Source organism: Actinomadura physcomitrii, assembly GCF_008923205.2.
Lineage (GTDB): Bacteria > Actinomycetota > Actinomycetes > Streptosporangiales > Streptosporangiaceae > Spirillospora > Spirillospora physcomitrii.
In genome coordinates this window covers 79,066-100,622 of record NZ_WBMS02000025.1, presented here as the reverse complement: position 1 = coordinate 100,622, position 21,557 = coordinate 79,066, and the positions used below count along the sequence as shown (strand labels likewise).

General features: G+C 73.9%; 21 protein-coding genes. 11 read left to right on the top strand and 10 right to left on the bottom strand.

The genetic code is table 11. The annotated features are described in order from the left end of the window. Positions 1–77: 77 nt before the first annotated feature. Positions 78–2,735 carry a sensor histidine kinase gene (locus F8568_RS28450; protein ID WP_151596763.1) on the top strand — a complete coding sequence of 886 codons (2,658 nt, stop codon included), beginning with the start codon at positions 78–80 and terminating at the stop codon, positions 2,733–2,735. Next, entirely contained in the window at positions 2,732–3,151 is a 420-nt protein-coding gene (locus tag F8568_RS28445) for a roadblock/LC7 domain-containing protein (RefSeq protein ID WP_151596762.1), read from the top strand. The genes F8568_RS28450 and F8568_RS28445 overlap by 4 nt, the downstream gene beginning before the upstream one ends. 16 nt (positions 3,152–3,167) lie before the next feature. Here F8568_RS28445 and F8568_RS28440 read toward each other — a convergent pair whose 3' ends face one another. Beyond that, on the bottom strand, positions 3,168–4,697 hold the full coding sequence (locus F8568_RS28440) for a transposase (RefSeq protein ID WP_236009258.1): 1,530 nt from the start codon (positions 4,695–4,697) through the stop codon (positions 3,168–3,170). A 445-nt stretch (positions 4,698–5,142) separates the two neighbouring features. Between F8568_RS28440 and F8568_RS28435 the strand changes: the two genes are divergently transcribed. Then, the gene (locus F8568_RS28435; RefSeq protein ID WP_328601056.1) at positions 5,143–5,619 is read left to right on the top strand and encodes a DUF742 domain-containing protein; all 477 of its coding nucleotides are present in this window, start codon (positions 5,143–5,145) and stop codon (positions 5,617–5,619) included. Next, positions 5,600–6,277, top strand: coding sequence for a GTP-binding protein (locus F8568_RS28430; protein WP_151596760.1), 678 nt, complete (start codon positions 5,600–5,602; stop codon positions 6,275–6,277). The genes F8568_RS28435 and F8568_RS28430 overlap by 20 nt, the downstream gene beginning before the upstream one ends. A gap of 74 nt (positions 6,278–6,351) precedes the next feature. On the opposite strand, the gene F8568_RS28425 is transcribed toward F8568_RS28430, so the two are convergent. After that, the gene (locus F8568_RS28425; RefSeq protein ID WP_202125441.1) at positions 6,352–6,849 is read right to left on the bottom strand and encodes a winged helix-turn-helix transcriptional regulator; all 498 of its coding nucleotides are present in this window, start codon (positions 6,847–6,849) and stop codon (positions 6,352–6,354) included. A 67-nt stretch (positions 6,850–6,916) separates the two neighbouring features. On the opposite strand from F8568_RS28425, the gene F8568_RS28420 reads away from it, so the two are divergent. Together F8568_RS28420 and F8568_RS28415 are read left to right on the top strand one after the other, a co-directional pair. After that, entirely contained in the window at positions 6,917–8,338 is a 1,422-nt protein-coding gene (locus F8568_RS28420; protein ID WP_151596759.1) for an MFS transporter, read from the top strand. A gap of 155 nt (positions 8,339–8,493) precedes the next feature. Continuing rightward, the gene (locus F8568_RS28415; protein ID WP_151596758.1) at positions 8,494–8,838 is read left to right on the top strand and encodes a YciI family protein; all 345 of its coding nucleotides are present in this window, start codon (positions 8,494–8,496) and stop codon (positions 8,836–8,838) included. Between the two features lie 36 nt (positions 8,839–8,874). Here F8568_RS28415 and F8568_RS28410 read toward each other — a convergent pair whose 3' ends face one another. Further along, positions 8,875–9,414, bottom strand: a complete 540-nt coding sequence (locus tag F8568_RS28410; RefSeq protein WP_151596757.1) for a hypothetical protein — start codon at positions 9,412–9,414, stop codon at positions 8,875–8,877. A gap of 156 nt (positions 9,415–9,570) precedes the next feature. Continuing rightward, complete coding sequence (locus F8568_RS28405) at positions 9,571–13,056, bottom strand: indolepyruvate ferredoxin oxidoreductase family protein (RefSeq protein ID WP_151596756.1); 3,486 nt, start codon at positions 13,054–13,056, stop codon at positions 9,571–9,573. Between the two features lie 131 nt (positions 13,057–13,187). On the opposite strand from F8568_RS28405, the gene F8568_RS28400 reads away from it, so the two are divergent. Next, complete coding sequence (locus F8568_RS28400) at positions 13,188–13,673, top strand: Lrp/AsnC family transcriptional regulator (RefSeq protein ID WP_151596755.1); 486 nt, start codon at positions 13,188–13,190, stop codon at positions 13,671–13,673. 138 nt (positions 13,674–13,811) lie between these two features. Here the strand turns inward: F8568_RS28400 and F8568_RS28395 are convergent, their stop codons facing one another. The 3 genes from F8568_RS28395 to F8568_RS28385 form a co-directional block, all read right to left on the bottom strand. Next, positions 13,812–15,197 carry a DUF6882 domain-containing protein gene (locus tag F8568_RS28395; RefSeq protein WP_151596754.1) on the bottom strand — a complete coding sequence of 462 codons (1,386 nt, stop codon included), beginning with the start codon at positions 15,195–15,197 and terminating at the stop codon, positions 13,812–13,814. A 151-nt stretch (positions 15,198–15,348) separates the two neighbouring features. Continuing rightward, positions 15,349–17,988 carry a DUF4132 domain-containing protein gene (locus tag F8568_RS28390; protein ID WP_151596753.1) on the bottom strand — a complete coding sequence of 880 codons (2,640 nt, stop codon included), beginning with the start codon at positions 17,986–17,988 and terminating at the stop codon, positions 15,349–15,351. Between the two features lie 86 nt (positions 17,989–18,074). After that, positions 18,075–18,224: a nuclear transport factor 2 family protein gene (locus F8568_RS28385; protein ID WP_160573789.1), complete on the bottom strand. Its 150-nt coding sequence runs from the start codon at positions 18,222–18,224 to the stop codon at positions 18,075–18,077. Between F8568_RS28385 and F8568_RS49840 the strand changes: the two genes are divergently transcribed. After that, positions 18,223–18,426, top strand: coding sequence for a TetR/AcrR family transcriptional regulator (locus tag F8568_RS49840; protein WP_160573788.1), 204 nt, complete (start codon positions 18,223–18,225; stop codon positions 18,424–18,426). The two genes, F8568_RS28385 and F8568_RS49840, sit on opposite strands and share 2 nt — an antisense overlap. Positions 18,427–18,476: 50 nt before the next feature. Here F8568_RS49840 and F8568_RS28375 read toward each other — a convergent pair whose 3' ends face one another. Next, positions 18,477–18,824, bottom strand: a complete 348-nt coding sequence (locus F8568_RS28375) for a MerR family transcriptional regulator (protein WP_151596751.1) — start codon at positions 18,822–18,824, stop codon at positions 18,477–18,479. Between the two features lie 85 nt (positions 18,825–18,909). Here F8568_RS28375 and F8568_RS28370 point away from each other — a divergent pair, with 85 nt between their 5' ends. Then, positions 18,910–19,707: an aminotransferase class IV family protein gene (locus tag F8568_RS28370; protein ID WP_151596750.1), complete on the top strand. Its 798-nt coding sequence runs from the start codon at positions 18,910–18,912 to the stop codon at positions 19,705–19,707. Here F8568_RS28370 and F8568_RS28365 read toward each other — a convergent pair. Next, the gene (locus F8568_RS28365; RefSeq protein WP_151596749.1) at positions 19,694–20,152 is read right to left on the bottom strand and encodes a MarR family winged helix-turn-helix transcriptional regulator; all 459 of its coding nucleotides are present in this window, start codon (positions 20,150–20,152) and stop codon (positions 19,694–19,696) included. The genes F8568_RS28370 and F8568_RS28365 overlap by 14 nt on opposite strands. Before the next feature lie 89 nt (positions 20,153–20,241). Here F8568_RS28365 and F8568_RS28360 point away from each other — a divergent pair, with 89 nt between their 5' ends. Next, positions 20,242–20,829 (top strand): NADPH-dependent FMN reductase, encoded by a 588-nt coding sequence (locus F8568_RS28360; RefSeq protein ID WP_151596748.1) that lies wholly within the window; start codon positions 20,242–20,244, stop codon positions 20,827–20,829. A 6-nt stretch (positions 20,830–20,835) separates the two neighbouring features. On the opposite strand, the gene F8568_RS48685 is transcribed toward F8568_RS28360, so the two are convergent. Beyond that, entirely contained in the window at positions 20,836–21,129 is a 294-nt protein-coding gene (locus tag F8568_RS48685) for a putative quinol monooxygenase (RefSeq protein WP_328601055.1), read from the bottom strand. Here F8568_RS48685 and F8568_RS51150 point away from each other — a divergent pair. After that, positions 21,025–21,534, top strand: coding sequence for a TIGR03086 family metal-binding protein (locus F8568_RS51150; protein WP_407924491.1), 510 nt, complete (start codon positions 21,025–21,027; stop codon positions 21,532–21,534). The two genes, F8568_RS48685 and F8568_RS51150, sit on opposite strands and share 105 nt — an antisense overlap. The last annotated feature ends 23 nt before the right edge of the window (positions 21,535–21,557 follow it).

Genomic DNA, 21,557 nt, shown 5'->3' with positions numbered 1-21,557 from the left:
CCGCCCCGTCCCGACCGAGTTCGAGAAATCCTGCGGCGGGCCCGCAACGGGCCCGACCCCGACGAGTGGGTGATCCGATGGACACCGAAGGCCGGCCGACGGCCCCGCACGCGGCCCCGGCCCGGGAGGAACCCGGCGACGGAGACTTCGCCGCGGAGAGCGCGCGACGCACGAGACGCACCGGCGAGCAGAGCACCCGCCCGAAGAAGCGGCGGCCGATCCGCATGCGCATCACCGCGCTGCTGCTCGTCCCGCTGGTGTCCCTGATAGCCCTGTGGGCGTTCGCCGCGAACATCACGCTGGGCGACGCGTTCGACAAGTACGACTTCTCCACCACCTACGAGAAGATCGGGCTGCCCGGCATCACGCTGGTGAGCCAGCTCCAGGCGGAACGTTCCCTCAGCGTCGCCGCGCTGGTCACGCAGCAGCCCCAGTACAAGCAGAAGCTCGGGCAGCAGCGCGCCCGCGTCGACGGGCTCGAGGCCGCCTTCAAGCGGTCGGCGCTGTCGAAGGACGCGCAGGACGCCGCGAAGACCGAGACCAAGCAGCGGCTCACCGTCGCCGTCCGCGACCTGGCGAAGCTGCCGCAGCTGCGCGCCAGGGTCGACGCCCGGCGCACCGAGACGCTCGACCTCATCAACTCCTACAGCGTCGTCCTCGACGACCTCGTCGCCGTGTTCAACGGCTTCGTCGCGGTCGACGACGTCAACATCTTCACCCAGGGCCGCGCGCTGATCAGCCTCGGCAACGCCCGCGCGTCCATGCTGAAGGAGGACTCGCTGGTCATCTCCGCGATGGGCCGCGGGGGCCGCTTCACCCCGGCCGAGCACGTCGCGTTCATCCAGTTCGCGGCGCAGGGCCGGCAGGCGTTCGTCGCCGGGCTCGCCGACCTCAACGCGAGCATCCGGGGACCGCTCCAGCAGCTCGCCCAGTCCCCCGGCTTCCAGCGCTACCGCGCGGCCGAGTCGGCGATCGTCAGCGCGCCCGGCGACCGGCTGCCCGCCGAGGCGGGCGACTGGACGGCCACCACGCAGCTGCTCGGGCAGGCGTGGGACCAGCGGGTCACCCAGGCGAGCCTGGCGCTGGACGACATGGCGAAACCGATCGGCCACCGCATCATCGTGCGGCTGGTCATCGCGGGCGGCTTCGGGCTGCTCGCCGTGATCGCGTCGATCGTGCTGTCGCTGCTCGCCGCGCGCAGCCTGTCCCGCGAGCTGCGCGGGCTGCAGCGCGCCGCCCTCGACCTCGCCGGCAACCGGCTGCCGCGGGTGGTGGCGCGGCTGCGCCGCGGCGAGGAGGTGGACGTGGAGGCCGAGGCGCCGCCGCTGGTCATCGGCAAGACCCGGGAGGTGTCCCGGGTCGGGGACGCCTTCACCCGCGTCCAGCACACCGCGATCGAGACCGCCGTCCGCGAGTCCTACCTGCGGCAGGGCATCAGCCGGGTGTTCCTGAACGTCGCGTTCCGCAGCCAGTCGCTGCTGCACCGGCAGCTGCGGATGCTGGACGAGATGGAGCGCGGCGCGTCCGACCCGAAGGCGCTGGAGGACCTGTTCCGCCTCGACCACCTCACCACCCGCATGCGCCGGCACGCCGAGGGCCTGGTCATCCTGTCCGGGACGGCGCCCGGCCGGGGCTGGAGCAGGCCCGTGCACGTCGAGGACGTGCTGCGGTCGGCGATCTCGGAGGTCGAGGACTACACCCGCGTCGAGGTCGTGGTGGTGTCCGGGCGGGCCGCGGTGATCGGCGAGGCCGTCGCCGACATCGTGCACCTGCTCGCCGAGCTGATCGAGAACGCCACGGTGTTCTCCCCGGCGCCGACCGAGGTGCTGGTGCGCGGCGAGATGGGCGCCAACGGGTTCGCGGTCGACATCATCGACCGCGGCATCGGCCTCGACCAGTCCGAGCTGGACGCGCTGAACCTGCGGCTGTCGCAGCCGCCGGAGTTCGACCTCGCGGTCACCGACCGGCTCGGGCTGTTCGTCGTCGGGCGGCTCGCCCACCGGCACGGCATCAGGGTCGCGCTGCAGCCGTCGCTCTACGGCGGCGTGAGCGCGGTGGTGCTGATCCCGCGCCGGCTGATCGTCGAGGCCGAGGGACCGGACGACGAGGACGACGCGCCGGTCGCGCGCCCGTCGGCGTCCGCACCCGGGAACGGCATGGCCAACGGCTCAGCGAACGGCGCCGCGAACGGTGCCGGCAACGGGGCGCTGCGTCCGTGGCCGTCCGGCGCGGCCGGGCCGGCGCCGGGGAACGGCACCGCGATGCTGAACGCGCCGACGCCGTTCGATGTCGAGGCGCCGCCGGCACCGGACGCCCCGGACCCGCACGCCGGCGCGCCGGCCCCGCAGGAGACCCAGCCGTTCCAGGAGGCGTGGCGGCTGGAGACCCCGCACCTGGACGCGGGCCCCGCCGAGCCGCGGGCGTTCGAGCCGGGCCCATACGAGTCGGGCCCGTACGAGACGCAGGCGTTCGAGGCGCCCGCCTCGTTCGGCGAGGTACCGGCGGGCGGCGGGCGCGCGCCGCTGCCGCGCCGGGTCCGCGGCGGCAACCTGGCGCCGCAGCTGCGCGACGACCCGCGCGCGACGCCGCGCACGGCACCGGCCCCCGACGACGCGCTCGTCGCGTGGGAGGAGCGGTCGGCGGAGGCGTCCCGCGACCTGTTCGCCGCACTGCAGGCGGGCTGGCTGCGCGGACGCGACGAGGACGAGGCACCGGACGGCAGGGAGCGGACATGACCGGGCAGGGAACGACCAACGAGCTGAACTGGCTGCTCGACGACCTCGTCGACCGGGTCCCGCAGATCCGCAAGGTCGTCGTGCTGTCGCGGGACGGCCTGGTGATGGGCATGTCCCGGGGCGTCATGCGGGAGGACGCGGAGTACCTCGCGGCGCTCGCCGCCGGGTTCCACAGCCTGGCCGTCGGCGCCCGTCCGCAGATGGACTCCGGCGACGTCCGGCAGACGATGGTCGAGATGGAGCGGGGGCTGTTCTTCGTCGTGCCCGCCGGCGCGAACAGCTGCCTGGCGCTGCTCAGCGAGGTCGGCGCGAACGCCGGGCTGGTCGCCTACGAGATGACGATGCTGGTCAAACGGGTCGGCAAGCAGCTGTCCACCGGCCTGAGACAGCCGGGCCCGGGGCCCGGATCCGGGTGAGCCGCCATGACCGTTCCTAGGCAGTGTCCAGGAGTGAGTACTGGACCCACGTCCCGGTACTGCGCACATCCCGAACGGTGTTGGATGCGCTGGTCGCCCGCGTTCTCGTCGCCTTCGTCGGGGGGTGTGCATCGTGTGCGCGTTCCGTGACGGGGCGGCGGGTTCCCTCGCGTCCTGGGAGACCCGGGCCGGCCTGGGCGGTCCGATGCCCCGCGCGATCGCTCCGGTCGCGTGGGGGCGGTGCCGTCCGTCGCCGGATCGGGTGCCCCAGGGCGCGTCTCCCGATCGCGATGCTCGCCGCATCATGCCGGGAAACCTTCCTGGTCTTGCTGGTCATCGGCTTGCGCCAGTGCTGTGCGCCCCACTTCGACGTATAGGCGGGGTCCACGGCCACGATCGCCAGCCCGGACTCGGCGGCCATCGCCACCAGCCGGGCCCGCAGCCTCCCGGTCGGCATGTTGGAGATCAGCTGCCGGAACCGCTTGCGGCGGCCGTGCTTCTCCCGCGTCTTCTCCTTGTCGAAGTCCAGGTCTTCGATGGCGATCGCGGCGACTCCGCAGGTGGTGGCCCAATGCAACAGGCGGGTGATGGCGTGCCGAACTTGGGCATCGCGGTGCTGGGCTGTGCCACGCAGGTCGTAACCGAACCGGCGCGGTTGTCCCATGGGGTTGCCATACCGGTCCAAGCGCCACGCGGCCAGATGGTCTGCGTTGGTGTCGACACCGACCATCCCGTGTGCGCGCACTGTTTCCAGTGGGAGTATCGGCGCGGCGGCGCGTTGCCAGGACGCGGTGACGTACCAGCGGTTCCGATCGGTATCGAGGTGGATGCGGTAGGCGACCGCGCGGTTGGCGGTGACCCGGTCGGCCCATTCAACGCCCCGGTGTTGGAAGGCGACGCGAGCCGACAGCACGTACCGCCCATGGCCCGCGTTCGCCAGGTGGGTCAGCGACGAGGGCAGCCGGATCGATACCTCTCCTTCAGGGCTGATGCGGATGGTCTCGTTGCCGTACCGTTTGCCCGACTCGCCGTCGGCCTGCAGGAACCATCGCCTGGCCTCCCACCGATGCCGCCATTGCTCCTCTTCCAGCCCAACGGCATCCAGGTTGTGGCGGGTGGCCAGCGAACGGCGTCCACCCCGCACTGCCCGCACCCGTCCGGCTTCCCAGTCGGATCGTTCGGTTGCGAGTCGGTCCCTGAGCACGCCCAGACGGCGGGACTTGACGAACCATTCCTGCTTGGAGCGGTAGCCGCCCGGTGCTCGCTCGGTTCCCTTCTCGTTGATCGGCCGCGACAGCCGGTGCTCGATCACGCTGATGCCGGCTTCCAAAGACTGGATGTGCGCGAGCTGGCTCCGCCTTGCGAGCGCCCACCGGTCGTGGGTGGCCTTGGTAATGCTCCCGGCCCATCTCGCCGACGACTCGAACGTCAAGTCCCGCTTACGCGCTGCCCAGCGGTCGGCGTCGTGATTGAGTCCATCTGCACATCGGGCCTTGAGATCACGGCCGGCCATAGAGCCCAAATGCGCGCCCACCAGTTGCAGCATCCGCTCGTCCTCGGCCGAGAGCCTCTTCAGGCGATCACGGACTGCCACGCGCGACGGACCCGGCACGACAAACGGCGCAGTCCACGGGACCGCCTGGCACGTGGCGTTGGGGCTGCGGGTATCGACTTCGTCCCGAAACGGGCGGTCGTGATCGCGTGGACGCCGCCGTGCCGATGCCTCAGCGGTCTCCGTCCGACAGGAGGAAGCGGACCGTGACATGGTGAATACCTCAGGTCACATTGTTCGAATGTGCAATCGATATCCCTTCGATCGCGCGCCACTCATGCGGCCGGCGTTCGCACTTCTCATCGCTCTGCAGCGCGCCCGCGAACGTGGTCCTGCTCGCCATCACGTCGACATCACTGTGAGCCTCTTTTGACCACCATTGGACACTCAAATGCCAGCAATTCCGACCTCTGGGGCTGGGGAGCCAGGTGGCCCCGGCGTGCCCCGCGGGCCCGCACACTTCGCTGCGCCGGGGCCCGGCGACCCGGCGGCGGGCGGGTTCGAGGAGCCCGGCGCGAGCGGCGGCCCGTTCGCCCCGGCCCAGGAGCGGTGGATCGACGCCGCCGCCGGTCCGATCGTCCGCCCCTACGCGGTGACGCGCGGCCGGACCCGGCCGCGCGGCGAGCCGCTCGACATCGTGGCGATCCTCGTCGCGACCGGCCGGCAGCCCGCCGAGCCGGGCCGGCTGTCGCGGCACCAGCGGCGGCTGCTCGCGCTGTGCCGCCGCCCGCACGCCCTGGCCGACCTGGCCTCCGACCTGGACCTGCCGTTCGGCGTGATCCGGGTGCTGGCCGGCGACCTGGTCGACTCCGGCCTGGTGAGCGTGCAGCGCTGGGCCCCCGCCACCCCGTCCGTCCAGCCGCACAACGACCCGAACCTGCTCAGGAGGGTGCTCGATGAACTCCGCGCGCTCTGATCTTCCGCCCGATCCCGCCGGCGAGCACGACCCGCGGGCCGACGGCCCGCGGGTCGCCTTGAAGATCCTGGTCGCCGGCGGGTTCGGGGTCGGCAAGACGACCCTGGTCGGCGCGGTCAGCGAGATCCGGCCGCTGCGCACCGAGGAGGCGCTCACCGACGTCGGCGCCGCCGTCGACGACCTCGACGGCGTCGCCGCCAAGACCACCACCACCGTGGCGATGGACTTCGGGCGCATCACGCTGCGCGACGGCGTCGCCATCTACCTGTTCGGCACGCCCGGGCAGGAGCGCTTCTGGTTCATGTGGAACGAGCTGTCGCGCGGCGCGCTCGGCGCCGTCGTGCTGGCGGACACGCGGCGGCTGATGGCGAGCTTCGCGTCCATCGACTACTTCGAGCAGAAGGGCACGCCGTTCGTGGTGGCGGTGAACTGCTTCGACGACGCCGACCGCTACGACCCGCCGGAGATCCGCACGGCGCTGGACATCGACCCGCACGTGCCCGTGCTGCTGTGCGACGCGCGGCGGACCGGGTCGGCGAAGGAGGTGCTGGTCGCGCTGGTGGAGCACGCGCTGCGGATCGCGGGTGCGGCGTCGTCGCGCGCCCCGTCCGAGCCGGGGCCGCGGCCCTGGCCCGCCCCCGCCCGGGCGGAGGGTTAGCCCGGGGCGGCCAGTGGGTTCGCCTCCGCGCGCGGGTGGGCGGCTGGGGAGTCAGCCACCGCGCGCGGAGGCGGCTACGCGGGTTCGCCGTCGGGCGCGGCCGACGGCGAACCCATCACGATCTCGTCGACGGCGACGTCGTGCCCGGCGGCGCAGCGGACCTGCGCGGTCACGCCCTCGCCGCAGCCGGCGTGCCGGAGCGCGACCTGGCGCCCCTCCTCGCCGGGCAGGTAGGTCTCGCCCCACTCCATGAGGCTGACCAGCGTGGGCGCGAGGTCCAGCCCCATCTTGGTCAGGTGGTACTCGTAGCGGGTGCGCTGCCCGGGCTCCTGGTAGGGCTCGCGGACGAGCAGCCCCGCGTCCACGAGGTGGCGCAGCCGGGCGGTGACGGCGGACTCGGTCATCTCGAGGTTCTTCACGAAGTCGCCGAACCGGTTCGTCCCGAAGTACGCCTCGCTGAGCACCAGCACCGCCGACGGCGGGCCGAGCGCGGAGAGCGTCCGCGCGACCGGGCAGTTCTGCATCGACCAGGTGTCGCGGTCGGCGAAATGCCCCTCAAGTGCGATCGTCACGGCAACCACTATAAACCTGCTGACTTCGCTTGACCAAAGTCAGGTGGCGGGGTTAGCGTCCCTGACTATGGTGAAACAAAGTCAGGTGCGCCCGGGTGCCTCGCTCGCGGTGCTGTCCGTCGCCTCCTTCATGGCGGGCCTGGACCTGTTCATCGTCAACGTCGCGTTCGACGACATCGGCCGCGACTTCGCCGGGACGTCCCTGGCCGACCTGTCCTGGGTGCTGAACGGCTTCGCGATCGTGTTCGCGGCGCTGCTCGTCCCGCTCGGCCGGCTCGCCGACCGCTACGGCCGCAAGGCCGGGCTCCTCCTCGGCCTCACCGTGTTCACCCTCGCCTCCCAGGCCTGCGCCGTCGCGCCGTCGCTGTGGTGGCTCGTCGCCTTCCGCGTCGTCCAGGCCGCCGGCGCCGCCGCGCTCATCCCCACCAGCCTCGGCCTGCTGCTGTCGGTCTTCCCGCCCGGACGCCGCGCCGGCGCCGTGCGCATCTGGTCCTCGGCGTCCGCGCTCGCCGCCGCCGCCGGGCCCGCCGTCGGCGGGGTCCTGGTCGACTCGTCCTGGCGCTGGGTGTTCGAGGTGAACGTGCCGATCGGGATCCTCACGACGCTGCTGGCGCTGCGGCTCGTGCCCGGCAGCCGCGAGGGCGCCGCCGCCCGCGTCCTCGACCTGCCCGGCGCCGCCGTGCTGACCGGCGCGATCGCGCTGCTCGCGCTCGGCGTGGTGAAGATCAACGACTGGCCGGGGCAGCGCACCGCGATCGTGATCGGCACGGCCGTGATCGCGCTCGCCTTCTTCTGGGGACGCTCCCGCCGGCACCCCGCGCCCGTCATCGAGCCCGAGCTGCTCGGTGTCCGCACCTTCGCCTGGTCGAACGCCGCCGTGCTGCTGTTCACCGTCGCGTTCGCCGCCGAACTGCTGCTCGGCGTGCTGTGGATGCAGCAGGTGTGGCACTACTCGCCGGTCCGCACCGGCCTCGGCGTCGCGCCCGGGCCCCTGATGGTCCCGGTCATGGCGCTGATCGCCGGGAAGATGGCCGCGCGGCGCGTCCCGGTCGGCCTGATCACCGCCGTCGGCTGCATGCTCTGCGCGTTCGGCGTCGTCATGATCGCGGCGAGCCTCGACGCCGCCCCCGCCTACGCCTCGCAGATGCTGCCCGGCTGGCTCGTCGGCGGCGTCGGCGTCGGCCTCGCGCTCCCCACCATCCTGTCCGCCGCCGCCGCGGACCTGCCCGACCACCGGTTCGCGACGGGCAGCGCCGTCGTCAACATGAGCCGGCAGATCGGCGCCGTCCTCGGCGTCAGCCTCGCCGTCGCCGTCCTCGGCTCCCCCCACGGCTACGTGGACGCCCACCGCGCCTACGTGCACGCCTGGCTGATGGTCGGCGCGTTCATGGTCATCGCCGCGATCGCCGCCCTCGGCATGACCCCGCGCAGCCACCGGCCCGTCACCCCCGTCCCCGAAACCGAGAAGGAAGTGGTCGCCGGCACCTAACTCTCCCTGCTTGACATGCTTGACACAGGAACGCGGGCGCGGACGGAACCTTGACCCGGATCGATGACGACCCGGTCCGCCCACCGCCCCACCACATGATGGGCATCCCGATCCGGACGGGATGCCCGTCGTGCTTTCCAAGGAGGAGGCCGGCGATGACCGAGATCACCGACGAGCACATGCGGACCCAGCTCGCGCTGACCAGGGGATACACGGTCGTCCTGCTGAAGGCGGCCGAAGGGTACGGGCGGCCCGGCGCGGACGCGGTCGGCTGGGAGCACGGCCGGCGCAACTTCCGGCTGCGCGCCGAGGGCCTGCTGTCCATCGTCTGCCCGGTCGCCGACGACGGCGAGCTGTGCGGCGTCGGCATCTTCGACGCGTCCGTCGAGCGGACGCGCGAGCTGATGGACGACGACCCGGGCGTGCGGGCCGGCGTGTTCACCTATGAGGTCCACCCCGTCCGCGGCTTCCCCGGCGACGCGCTGCCCGGCGACGCCTGACCCCGCCGGTCGGCCGCGCCGGCGGTCGTGCCGGCGTCAGGGCGGGGTGGCTTGGCTGAGGATCTGGTGGAGCTCGGTCGAGCGGCCGGGGGCGATGGCGCCCTCGCGGGTCCGGGTGGAGATCTTGTGCCGCAGGTCGGCGATGTCGGCGCCGCCGTGCCGGGGGTGGGCGAGCATGCCCCGGATGACGTTGTTGAGGTCGAGGCCCACGTCCGCGCGGACGTCCCCGGCCGCGACGCCCTGACCCACCGCGAAGCGCAGGCGGAGCAGGGCCTGGCGGAACGAGACGGACGGCACCGGGTCGGGGTCCGGGGTCCGCCGGCCGTCGGGGGGAGCGGGACGGGTCGCCGGGGCGGTCGCGGAGGCGGTCGGCGACGCGGCCTGGAGGGGGAGGAGCCGGCCGCGCGGGCGGCCGGGGCCGCTGAGGGTGTCGCCGAGCCCGAGGACGAGGGTCGTCGCGGCGGCGACCGTCGCGACGAGCCCGGCGAGCGCGAGCCACGGGAAGCGCGGCCGGCTGCGGGGCCGCGGCCGGGGCAGGGCGTGCCGCCACTCGGCTCCCGCGGGCTCGGCGGTCATGGTCCCTCCAGGTCGGGTGGTGACGGGCACCTGCCGTGCGCTGTGTCCGGGAGTACGCCGGGCGGGCCGCCGCGGTTCGACGCCGGGGAATGCAGCCGGGCGCGGGCCCCCCCGCCCCCCGGGGGGGGGGGGGGGGCGCCCCCCCCCGGGCCGGTCCTACCTGTTCCCTGCGGGGAGCGGCTGCTCCGCGCGCCAGGAGGCGAGGAGGTCGCGCAGCCTGTCGCGGTAGCGGGCGACGTTGGTGGTCTTGACGTCCTCGTAGCCGCGGATCATGTCGGGCAGTTCGGCGATCTCGACGGCGAGGTCGTGGTTGTCCTTGTCGAGGCCGGCGATCAGCTCGTCGACGACCGCGAGGCACTCGGCGACGAGGCGGCGCTCGGCGCGGCGCTGGGCGGTCGCGCCGAACGGGTCGAGCGGGGTGCCGCGCAGCCGCCGCATGGCGCGCAGCGCGTGGAACGCGGGGCGGGCCGTCCGGCCGAGCGCGATCTTGCGGTCGACGCCGATCGCGCGCAGCAGCGGCGGGTGCAGCAGGTACCGGACGGTGGCGCCCGCGCCGAACTGCTCCTCGACCTGGCGGGTGAGCGCGGGGTCGAGGTGGAGGCGGGCGACCTCGTACTCGTCCTTGTAGGCCATCAGCTTGTGCAGGTGGCGGGCGACGGCGACGGCGAGGCGCTGCCCGGAGGCGACGGCGTCGCGTTCGGCGGCGGCGACGCGCAGGACGGTGCCGAGGTACCGCTTGGCGAGCGCGAGGTCCTGGTAGGCGGCGAGGTCGGGGACGCGGATCCGCAGCACGCGGGCCAGCTCGCCGTCCGCGCCGGAGGCGTCCACGAGGTTCATCGCGGCGGGCGCGTTGGCGGTGAGGGGCCGCTGGACGGCGCCGGTGGCGGCGGCCGGTTCGGCCCAGCCGGGCTCCAGGACGAGCCGCCGGCCTGCCCGGAACGCCTGGACGTTCGCCTCGACCTGGACGCCGTTGAGCGCGAGCGCCTCCTCGATCGCGCGGGCCGACAGCGGCAGCAGCCCGGCCTGGTAGGCGGCGCCGACGACGACGAAGTTCGCGGTGGTGGTGCTCCCGAACCAGCGTTCGGCCAGCTCCAGCGCGTCGAGCGCGACGAGCCGGGCGGCGTCGGTGCGGCCGGCGATCTGCCGCACCAGGGACGCGCTCGGCGGCAGCGACACGGTCACATCGGTGATCATCCGGCCGGTCGGCACCTCGCTGGTGGACACGACGGCGGCGGTGCGGCCGGGCGCGCAGCGGCGCAGGTTGGTCTCGGCGGTGCCGGCGAGCGCGTCGAACACCAGGTAGGCGTCGGCGCCGCCGTCCCCGATCATGCCGGGGCGCTCGGCGGGGGCGGCGCCGATCCGCAGGTGCGACACGACGGCGCCGGCCTTCTGGCTGAGGCCCGTCTGGTCGAGGGCGCGGGCGTGCCGGCCGTCCAGCAGCGCGGCGGTGGCGAGGACCTGGTTGACGGTGACGACGCCGGTGCCGCCGATGCCGACGAGCAGGACGTCCGCCGCGTCCGGCCGGGAGGCGGGCTCGGCCAGGTCGCCGATCTGCGGCAGCGGCGGCGCGGACGCCTTCCGCTCGCCGGGGGTCACGGTGACGAACGACGGGCAGTCGCCGTCGACGCAGGAGTAGTCCTTGTTGCAGGACGTCTGGTTGATCTGCGTCTTGCGGCCGAACTCGGTGTCGACGGGCTCGACGCTGAGGCAGTTGGACTTGGTGCCGCAGTCGCCGCAGCCCTCGCAGACCGCCTCGTTGATCAGCACGCGGGTCTGCGGGTCGGGGGCGAGGCCGCGCTTGCGCTTGCGGCGGGTCTCGGCGGCGCACGCCTGGTCGTAGAGGAGCACGGTGACGCCGGGGACGTCGCGCAGTTCCCGCTGGACGGCGTCGAGGTCGTCGCGGTGCCGGACGCGGACGCCCGGCGCCCACCGCGTGCCGCGCGGGTAGCGGGACGGGTCGTCCGCCACCACGACGATCTTCGCGACGCCCTCGGCGTGCAGCATGCGGGTGATGGACGCGGGGTCGGTGCCGCCGTCGGCGTCCTGCCCGCCGGTCATCGCGACGGCCGCGTTGTAGAGGAGCTTGAAGGTGATGTTGGTGCCGGCGGCGACGGCCTGCCGGATCGCGAGGCTGCCGGAGTGGAAGAACGTGCCGTCGCCGAGGTTCTGGAACATGTGCGGGGTCGCGGTGAACGGTGCGGCGCCGACCCACATCGCGCCCTCGCCGCCCATCTGGGTGGTGCCGATGCTGCGGTCCTGGAAGACGGTCATGACGTGGCAGCCGATGCCGCTCGCGGCCATCGACCCGTCGGGGACGACCGTGGACCGGTTGTGCGGGCAGCCGGAGCAGAAGTAGGGGGTGCGGGCGGGCGCGAGCAGGTTGATCGCGGGCTTGCGGGGGAGCAGCGCCGGGTCGCGCAGGTCGACGTGGTCCTCGCCGACACGGTCGGCGAGGAGCCGGGCGAGCGCCTTGACGATCCGGTCGGCGGTGAGGCCGCCGTCCGCCGGGACGAGGGGCGCGCCGTCGGGCCCGTTCTTGCCGAGCACGGCGGGCCGCTCCGGCGCGTCGTACAGCAGGTCGCGGATCTGCGTCTCGACGAACGCGCGCTTCTCCTCGACGACGACGATCTCGCGGAGACCGGCGGCGAACGCGCGGAGCCGCACCGGGTCGAGCGGGTGGATCAGGGCGAGCTTGAGCAGCCGGACGCCGCGCCGGGCGAGCGCGCCGTCGTCGAGGCCGAGCCGGTCGAGGGCTTCGCGCAGTTCGAGGTAGGTGCGGCCGGACGCGACGAGCCCGATGGCGGCGTCACCGGTGGCGCCTTCGATGACGTCCAGGCCGTTCGCGGACGCGTAGGCGGCCGCGGCGCGGAGCCGTCCGTGCAGGACCTCGGCCTCCAGGGACGTCGTGTCCTTGAGGTCGACGCCGGGCCGCCGCGTCGGCTTCCAGGGACGGCCACGCCACTCCAGTTCCGGGACGACCGGGTCCGGCACGGGCGCGACGTCGACGACCTCCAGCGAGTCGGCGACGTCGGTGACGACCTTGAACCCGGTCCACGCGCCGCTGAACCGGGACATCTCGAACCCGTGCCGGCCGAGCCGCAGCACGTCGGTGATCGATCCGGGCGCGAGCACCGGCATGAACGCCTCGGCGAGCGCGCCCTCCGTCGCGGACGGCAGCGTCGAGGACTTGCAGGACGGGTCGTCGCCCACGACCGCGAGGACGCCGCCGCGCTCGGCCGTGCCGAGCCAGTTCGCGTGCTTGAACGCGTCGAGCGAGCGGTCGACGCCGGGCGCCTTGCCGTACCAGAGGCCGAAGACGCCCTGGTAGCGCGGGTCGGGCAGGTGGTCGACGAGCTGCGACCCGTACACCGCCGTCGCGGCCAGCTCCTCGTTGACGCCCGGGATGAACCGGATGTCGTGGGCGTCCAGCAGCTTCGCCTCGCGCATCAGCTGCTGGTCGAGCCCGCCGAGCGGGGATCCCCGGTACCCGGACACGAAGCCGGCGGTCGTCCAGCCGCGCTGGGCGTCGGCGCGCCGCTGCTCCAGCAGCAGCCGGACCAGCGCCTGGACGCCGCCCAGCGCGATCCGGCCCCGCTCCAGCTCCAGGCGGTCGCGGAGCGCGGACGTCGAGGTACCGGTCATGATGCGTGCCCCTCTCCCGGCGGTATCGGACTCGTTCGCCCACATTGAGCACCCTTGTCTGAGCGGAGTGCAAGATGATGGGGCGACAATTGAGCGGATTGCTCAAGTCGGAACCGAGTTACCCGCCGGAGATGAGCGTTGTGACGCGTGTTGCCCTTCTCGATATCCAGATCCTGCGCCGGCTGGTCGAGCAGCCCCGCATCGGCATCACCGAACTGGCCGCCAAGCTCGGCATCGCCCGCAACACCGCGCACGCCCGCGTCGAGCGGCTGGAACGCGACGGCGTCATCGGGCACCGGGGCCGGGAGGTCGACCTCGGCGCCCTCGGCTTCGAGCTGACCGCGTTCGTCACCCTGGAGGTCGCGCAGGGCCGGCTCCGCGAGGCCGCGCAGGCGCTCGCGGCGATCCCGCGCGTGCTGGAGGTGCTCGGCATCACCGGCCAGGGCGACCTGCTCGTGCGGGCGGTCGCGCCCAACGGCAAGCAGCTGCACGAGGTGATCGACGCGATCCTCGTGTGCCCGGGCGTGCGCCGCAGCACGACCTCGATCGTCCTGACCGAGCAGGTCCCGTTCCGGCTGGGCCCGCTGCTGGAGGACGAGGAACGCCGCGCCCGCTGAGGGCGGGGCGTCAGTCGCGGTCGTGCCCGAGCGGGTCGAGGTGCTCGGCGGCCGCGCCGTCCGCGGTGGTGGACTCGCTCAGCTCGCGCCACCGCTCGTCCTCGGCGAGCAGGGCGCGGCCCGCGGCGGTGGCGCGCGTCAGCCCGGCTGGCCGAACAGGCCCGAGGACAGGCGGTAGATGGTGCCGTCCGCGCTGACGTAGGCCCGCGCCTGGTACAGGCCCCGCACGCCCATCAGGAACTCGGGCTCGCCGGCGCCCCACGGGACGTAGCCGCAGTGCTCGAACAGCCCGAGCCCCATCGCGCGCGTCACCTCGCGGCGGTCCCTGCGCAGGACGAGCTGCTGGACGATGTTGGCGGCGGTGTGCAGCGCGGCCAGCATGGCGTCCGCGCCGATGTCCGGCCCCTCGGGATCGGTGAGCGCGAACCGCCGCTCGCCGCCGGGCCCCGGCACCGACCACGCGCCCCAGCCGCCGCCGAGCCGCGCGGCCGTGCAGGCCAGCAGCTCCGCGACGTGCGCGGGCCGGGGATGCCCGCTCAGGTCCACCTCGGCGGCGGCCCACGACGCCTCGCCGCCCCCGGCGACCAGCTCCTTCGCCTGCGCCGTGCCGTCGCCTTCCGCCCATGCCCAGGTGCCGTCCTGCCGTAGGACGCCGAGCTCGCGGGCCTGCACGGTGACGGCGTCGCCGAAGCGCAGCGTCCGGGCCTCCGGGTCCCAGGCGGGCGTCCGCCAGTCCACGCCGTCCTCGGAAAGCCGGTCGATCAGCGCGTTCTGCCCGGCCAGCGCGCACGCCAGCGCCGGAGCAGCCGTCGCCAGGATGGCCGGCGGGACGGGCTCGTTCACGTCGAGCTCGTTGACGAGCAGCAGGTCGGACCGGCCGTCCTCGCTGCCGGGGAAGGGGACGGCCCCGCCCGGCAGCTCGATCTCCGTCTCCCGCACCGCGAGGCCGTGGTGCTCGGCGTAGCCGCGCACCATCGCCTCCGTGTGGCGCCGGGCGCCGTGGTCGCCGAGGAGGTCGGCGGCGCGCCGCAGGCAGTCCGCGGCGCGCTCCGCGTCGGGCCCGCCGGACGCGAGCTCGGGCGCGTCGGCGACGATGAACGTCAGCGCCCGGCCGCCGTGCCCGTGCCGGATCGCGGCGCTCGCCTCCAGCAGCGCGACCGCCATCAGGGCGAGGTCGTCGGCGGCGGCCCGCGGATCGTAGAATTCGCCGAGGTCGACGAGGGGCTCGGTCAGCTCGGGGACGCCGTGCCGCTCACCGATCTCCCTGAGCCGCTCGGCGTGCGCGGCGGCCGGCGTCCCGGCGAAGCCCGGGACGACCCAGCTCCACTGGAAGGTGTTGTCCTCGGCGTGGCTGCCGAGGATCCCGGCGGCCATCCGCCGGTCGTCCGACCACGCGACGCCCGCCTCCAGGTCCCTGCGGAAGGTCGTCCCTTCGAGGGCGCGGTTGAGCCGCATCGAGCGCTCCGCGGCCACACCCAGCCGCGGCGCCGCCAGCGCCAGCAGCGCATCACTGAACGAATCCACACCAACCCCGCATCCCGGCCGACCGTGAGCACCAGAGCGTAAAGGATCGCCCGCACCCCCGCCCTCGTTGAGTTGTGGGGGGGGGGGGGGGGGGGGGGGGTGGGTCCCCCCCCCCCCCCCCCCCCCCCCCCCCCCCCCCCCCCCCCACAACTCAACGGCTAGCGGCGAGATCGTGCAGGGTTAGGAGCAGTTCGGACGCCTCGACCTCGTCCAGCTCCCCGAAGGACGCCTCCGACTCGGCGATCCACACGCTGCCGAGGGTCTGCTCGGGCCACTCGGCGGGGGACATCACCGGGAATCCCGGGCTCACGTCCAGGACGACCGTCCGCCCTGCCACGCCGCGGGCCAGGCAGTGCTGGACGCCCGCGTCCTCCGGCGTCCCGCGCTGCCAGCCCCGGCGCTCCAGGCCCAGCACCTTCCCGACGCCGACCACGGTGCCCGCGACCCGGTCGAGCCGGTTGCCGGCGGCCTCCTCCGCCGTGAACGCGTGGACGGCGCGGCCGAGCTGCGGGAACGGCTGGAGGATCTCGTAGTCGGCGAAGACCGCCGACCAGGCCGATACGTCCTCGCCCAGGTGCAGCGGGTGGGCGATCCGGACCTCGCCGGACTCCGGGAGCAGCAGCGCCTCGTCGTCCACGCCCGCGAACGTGCGGTCCTCGGCGATCCGGAACGCGACGGGAGCGGCGCCCTCCCCGTCGCAGAGCCAGACCAGGCGCCTGACGAGGTGCCACAGCAGCGGGTGCCGGACGAACAGCCGCCGGAAGTCGCCGGTCGTCCACCGCCGCTGCGCGGCCATGGCCCGCTCCAGGCGGCCGATCTGGTCGGCGGCGACCGTGCGGACGTCCTTCTTCAGCCCGGTGAACGCCCGGTACGCGGCGGGCGCGGCCTCCGGGTCGTCCTTGGCGCCGGGCTTGGGCAGCGCCTTGCGGAGCGTCCCCCGGCCGTCGAACACCACCGGTCTCAGCTGCTCGTCGAAGCCCACCGTGAACGTCCGGGGACCGTAGTCGAGCGTCATGCCGCCGCGCTCGTCCAGGCCGAAGTCGGGGACGATCCGGTCGCCGAGCTGCTCCATCGTGAGGCCGCGCTCGGCGGCGACCTCGGTCAGCAGCTGCCCCGCCCGCTTCTTGAGCCGCTTGGGCCGGGCCTTCTCCGCGACGAGATGCAGCTGCATGACCGCCACGTCCGTGCCGATCCCGGCGAGCACGTCGAGCGCCTTCAGCGGCAGCTGGATCCCGTTCTGCCCGGGCCAGGAACGCGCCAGCCCGCCGAGCCGCCGCGCGATCTCGTCGTCGCCGGTCCAGCCGAGCTGCGCCAGCGCCCAGCCGATCCGCGTCGCCTCGCCGGACGCCCGCCACCGCTCGAACAGGCTCCAGCCGAACTCGGCCAGCGACCCGGGGTCGAGCGCGTCGAGTGCGCCCCGGAGCTTCTGGGCGGGCGGGCGCCGCGGGCTCGCCTTGCTCAGGGCCTCGACCAGGTGGCCGCTCGCCTCCGTGGGCAGCGCGTGCTCGCGGCCCCGCAGCAGGACCTGCGGCAGCGCGGCCGGGCGCGCCCACCCCGGCGCCCCCTTGGGCCCACCCTTCCGGAGGGCCGCGGGCACCTTGTCGAGCGGTGCCTCAGCCACCCGCGCCGCTTGGAGGGCGTCGAGCGCCTCCCGGGCCCGCGGGCTCAGGTCCGCCGCTGCGACCAGGTCGGGGTGCGCCTCCAGGTGCGCGTTGAGCAGGCCCGCCGCCATCGACGACCGCCGGGCGGTGCCGGTGCCGAGCTCCGGCAGGAGCCGCAGCGCCCGGACCGGGAACCGCTCGATCATCGCCTCCATCGCGGGCAGGACGTGCACCGCGTCGAGCCGGCCGCCCATGATCTGGAACGCCTCGTCGCCGGGGATCCGCGCGAGCGCGTCCACGATGAGGCGCCGTTCCTTCGGTTCCGCGTCGCCGTCCAGCGACCGCGCCAGCACCGGCGCCACGGCCTCGCCCAGCCCGTCGACCAGGGTGTGGATCACGCCGGGTTCCCGCTCGCCGAACCGCAGGACGGCCCAGTCGCCGAGCGTCTCGACCTGCGCGGCGGTCCCCAGCGACAACCACAGCATCTTGGCGCCGGACGAGGTGTAGTACGACGGGCGCTCCGGCGGGTCCTGGCAGCACTCGTCGACCCAGTCCGTCCGGTCCGGCATAAGGAAGGCCGTGATCAGCCGCCGGACCGGTCCTTGGCGGTGCCCGGCAAGCGCCCGTGCGGCCGCGTCGCGGTCGTCCTCGCCGGCCGCGGCCAGAAGCGCCCGCATCCGGCGGCCCGCGCGGCGCGGGGCCCAGTGGGCGTGGTCGAGGCCGCCCGCGCCGGCCACGACGCTGACCGGCTTCTCGTTGAGCCCTATCGACCCGCCGTCGCCGCGGACATGGACTCCCTCGATCTCGGCGAACGCGCAGGCGGCCAAGGCGAGCCCGTGCTCGGCCGCGAGGTGGTCGGCCCAGCCGGGGTCGCAGGTGAGGCTCGACCTCGTCCGCGCCATCGTCTCCACCCGCGCGACCACTGCCGCCCCCAGCGGGGTGGCCTCGCCCTTCAGGAAGGCGAGCCCCGCCTCGGCGAGATCCGGCGCGGTGCCCCGGTGCTCCAGCACCTCGCGGACGAGGGGCTCGGCGGTCGCCAGGCTCGCGCGGACGGCGGCGTGCGCCTCCGGATCCGGGGCGGTCCGGGGCACCGGTGCCAGGCCCCCGTGCCGGGGGACCAGGTCCTCCAGCCACGCGTCGGGGACGGCCAGAACGTTCTCGTCAGGGAAGGCGGTGGGATGATCGACCATGCGGCTGAACGTTAGCGCGGGGCACCGACACCGTGGGTCCAGATGACGCGGCCGTGCCAGGTGCCCGATCGCGCGCAGCGCCCGGATCAGGCCGGGTCGGGGGCCGGCAGCGCACCGGCGCCGACGTAGTCGCGGAAGAGCACGATCCGGCCGTCGCGGATCCGGAAGACCTGGACGCAGGGCACCTCGAACGGCTCGCCGGTCGCGACGACCCGGCCGACGCTGGTGAGTTCCATGATCACGACCTCCGGGTCGGTGGTCCGGTGGAGGGCGGACGCCGACCTGCGCGCCGCCGTCATCAGCGCGGTGCTGATCGGGGTCGCCCTCGGCCGCCACCTCCTGGCGCTCGACCACCTGGCCGACGCCGACCCGGACCGGGTCGTCGACATCCTCCGCCCGGCCGTCCGCGCCGTCACCAAGGCCGACCGCCCCGAGTGACGGAGCGGGGCGCGTCGCCGGCGTCCACGGTGACGGACCGGCCCGTCCGCCTAGCGGTCGCCGGCCAGGAACCCGGCGATCGCGCCGCGGTTGCGCTGGAGCCCCTCGATGCGGTCGTCCAGCGCCGCCAGCTCCCGGCCCAGGACGTCGCGGATGCCGGAGCACCAGTCGAAGGCCGGACGGGCGTCCCGCGTGCAGGGGAGCACCTGCCGGATCACCGCGGTGGACAGGCCCGCCTCCAGCAGCACGCGGATCTTCCGCACGGTCGCCACGGATTCCTCGGAGTAGCGCCGGTAGCCGTTCGCGTCGCGCCCGGCCGCGAGCAGGCCCTGCTCCTCGTAGTACCGCAGCAGCCGCGTGCTGACCCCGGTCCGCCGGGACAACTCCCCGATCAGCATGTCACCGTCCCCGCTTGACCCTCTCACCGGTGTGAAGCCGTAACGTCGCCTCGCCAACGATCATTCCGGACCGGTGGAGGCACCGATGACCGCACTCGCGCACCGCAACGGCCGCGCGGCGACCGCCGGAGAGCTCGCGCCGCTCGCCTTCGCGGGCTACGCCCATTTCACCGCCATGCAGGTGCGCGGGGGGCGGATCCGGGGCCTCGACCTGCACCTGGAGCGGCTGCGGTTCGCGTCGGCGGAGCTGTTCGGCCGGGCGCTTCCCGATGGCCGGGTGCGGTCCTTCCTGCGGACGGCGCTGGAGGCGAGCCCGCCGGACGTCTCGCTGACGGCCACCGTGTACGCGGCGCCGGGACGGTCCGGCGCGGGCGAGACCGAAGACCTCGACGTCCTGGTCCGCACCCGCCCGCCCGCGTCCGGCCCCGCGGGCCCGCTGGCCCTGGCGACGGTCGAGTACGAGCGGGTCCTGCCCGCCGTGAAGCACGTCGGCGAGGTGGCCAAGACCTACTTCATGCGGCGGGCCGTCAGGGACGGCTTCGACGACGCCGCGTTCGTCGACCGGCGCGGCCGGTTCAGCGAGGCCACGATCTGGAACCTCGCCTTCTGGGACGGCGACGCCGTCGTGTGGCCCGACGCGCCCATGCTGGCCGGCACCACGATGGGCATCGTCCGCCGCCGACTGGACCGGCTCGGCGTGCCCCAGCGCGTCCGGGAGGTGACGCCGGCCGACGTCCCGTCGTTGTCGGGCGCCGTGGTCATGAACTCCTGGACGCCGGGCATCGCCGTCCACCGGATCGGCCCGGCGCCCGTCCCCGGCGCGCCCCGCTTCCTCGACCTGCTCCACCAGGCCTACGAGGCCGAACCCCTCACCGCGCCCTGAGGCGGTCTACTGTCTGCTCGCTCCATGCCCGGATGGCCGATGCCTGCTCGGGGGTCAGCGAGTCGAAGAAGTGGCGGCGGATGTTGCGGCCGTGCACCTGGACGGCCTTCTCGGCGGCGCGGCGGCCCTCGTCGGTCAGCCCGATCCCGGCGCGGCGCCCGTCGGCCCCGTACTGGGTGCGCTTGACGAAGCCGCGCTTCTCCATCCGCGTCAGCTGATGTGAGACGCGGCTCTTGTCCCAGTCGAGCGACTCGGAGAGTTCGCCGACCCGCATCTCGCGGCCGCCGGCCTGCCACAGCGTCACCAGGACGCTGAACTCGGCCTTCGAGATGTCGCACTCACGCTGCAGGCCGCGCTCCAGGTCGCTGGTGAGCAGCCGCTGCGCGCGCATCCAGGCATCCCAGAAGGCCCACTCCTCCGGTTCCAGCGATCGAGGCTCGGCCATGCCGCTGAGCATAGTCGTGACCAGGTAAGTTGTCACATCAACTCGTCTCGCCTTAGAGTTGACGTATCAACTCAGCTGGAAGGACCACCATGACGCTTCGCATCGCGCTCATCCTCGGAAGCACCCGCCCCGGACGCCGCGGCGAACAGATCGCCACGTGGGCGCTGGAGGCCGCCCGCGCCCACGGCGGCGCCGACTACGAACTCATCGACCTCGCCGACCACGACCTCGGCAACCTCGACGAGCCCGGCAACCCGAACTTCCAGCAGTACCAGCACGAGCACACCCGCGCCTGGGGCGAACTCATCGACGGCTTCGACGGCTATGTGTTCCTCGTCCCGGAGTACAACCACTCCTACCCCGGAGCGCTGAAGAACGCGCTGGACTACGTCTACCGGGAGTGGAACGACAAGGCCGCCGGGATCATCAGCTACGGCGGCTGGGTCGCCGGGGCCCGGGCCGCCGAGGCGCTGCGGCTCGTCCTCTCCGAACTCCAGGTGGCCACGGTCCGCACCCAGCCCACCATCGCGACGCACCCCTCGTTCCACACCGGCGCCTTCGTCCCCCAAGAGGGACTCGACACCGCCGTGAACGGGATGCTCGACCAGGTGATCGCCTGGGCGGGCGCCCTGCGGGCGGTGCGCCAGGCCAAGAAGCAGACCTCCACGGCCGCATGAGCCGCCTCAGGAACGCTCGCCGGCCGGGACGGGGCCCTTGCCGCCCTGGTGGGCGAGCTCGATCATCTCGGCGGCGGCGACGAGCTTCATGGCGGCCGCCGTCTCGGGGCTGCCCTTGATCCGCTCCAGGACGGCCTGGAGCGCGCTCTGGTCCCGCCAGAGTTCCGTCACCCAGACGGTGTCGGGCGCGTCCGCCTGGCGGTTGACGAGGTACAGCTCGCAGCCGGGCTCGACGAGGTCGCGCGCGGCGCCACCGGCCTCGCCCGCGGGCGGCTCCCCGAACCCGCCGGCTTCGGTCACGGATGGCAGAAGCGCGTCGCCGAGCACGTCCGGGCGCTCGGCGAGGCCTGGACCGACCCGGCGGCCTGGGAGGGCGAGACGGAGACGGGCGGCACGAAACTGTCCAACGAGCTGTGGGGCAAGATCGCGTTCACCGAGATCGTCGTGCACGGCTGGGACCTCGCCACCGCCACCGGCCGACCGTTCGACCTGCCGGACGCGACGCTGCGCGCCTGCCTCGACCACGTCGCCGACTTCGTCCCGAAGGCCCCCTTCCCAGACCTCTGGGGCCCCACCGTCCCCGTCCCCGACGACGCCCCCTCCTGCACCACGTCCTCGGCATCACCGGCCGCACCCCACCACCCCGTTGACTTGTGGCGTGTCGTGGTTATGAGCGCGGGGGGAAACACCACACCCCCCAACTAAAAGCGCCGGGAGACGCCCGCGGG

Bases quoted from the DNA above. Each gene is read 5' to 3' on its own strand.
- F8568_RS28450 (WP_151596763.1), top strand. From the start codon at position 78: ATGGACACCGAAGGCCGGCCGACGGCCCCGCACGCGGCCCCGGCCCGG.
- F8568_RS28445 (WP_151596762.1), top strand. From the start codon at position 2,732: ATGACCGGGCAGGGAACGACCAACGAGCTGAACTGGCTGCTCGACGAC.
- F8568_RS28440 (WP_236009258.1), bottom strand. From the start codon at position 4,697: ATGCTGCAACTGGTGGGCGCGCATTTGGGCTCTATGGCCGGCCGTGAT.
- F8568_RS28430 (WP_151596760.1), top strand. From the start codon at position 5,600: ATGAACTCCGCGCGCTCTGATCTTCCGCCCGATCCCGCCGGCGAGCAC.
- F8568_RS28420 (WP_151596759.1), top strand. From the start codon at position 6,917: ATGGTGAAACAAAGTCAGGTGCGCCCGGGTGCCTCGCTCGCGGTGCTG.
- F8568_RS28415 (WP_151596758.1), top strand. From the start codon at position 8,494: ATGACCGAGATCACCGACGAGCACATGCGGACCCAGCTCGCGCTGACC.
- F8568_RS28410 (WP_151596757.1), bottom strand. From the start codon at position 9,414: ATGACCGCCGAGCCCGCGGGAGCCGAGTGGCGGCACGCCCTGCCCCGG.
- F8568_RS28405 (WP_151596756.1), bottom strand. From the start codon at position 13,056: ATGACCGGTACCTCGACGTCCGCGCTCCGCGACCGCCTGGAGCTGGAG.
- F8568_RS28400 (WP_151596755.1), top strand. From the start codon at position 13,188: ATGAGCGTTGTGACGCGTGTTGCCCTTCTCGATATCCAGATCCTGCGC.
- F8568_RS28390 (WP_151596753.1), bottom strand. From the start codon at position 17,988: ATGGTCGATCATCCCACCGCCTTCCCTGACGAGAACGTTCTGGCCGTC.
- F8568_RS49840 (WP_160573788.1), top strand. From the start codon at position 18,223: ATGATCACGACCTCCGGGTCGGTGGTCCGGTGGAGGGCGGACGCCGAC.
- F8568_RS28385 (WP_160573789.1), bottom strand. From the start codon at position 18,224: ATGGAACTCACCAGCGTCGGCCGGGTCGTCGCGACCGGCGAGCCGTTC.
- F8568_RS28375 (WP_151596751.1), bottom strand. From the start codon at position 18,824: ATGCTGATCGGGGAGTTGTCCCGGCGGACCGGGGTCAGCACGCGGCTG.
- F8568_RS28370 (WP_151596750.1), top strand. From the start codon at position 18,910: ATGACCGCACTCGCGCACCGCAACGGCCGCGCGGCGACCGCCGGAGAG.
- F8568_RS28365 (WP_151596749.1), bottom strand. From the start codon at position 20,152: ATGGCCGAGCCTCGATCGCTGGAACCGGAGGAGTGGGCCTTCTGGGAT.
- F8568_RS28360 (WP_151596748.1), top strand. From the start codon at position 20,242: ATGACGCTTCGCATCGCGCTCATCCTCGGAAGCACCCGCCCCGGACGC.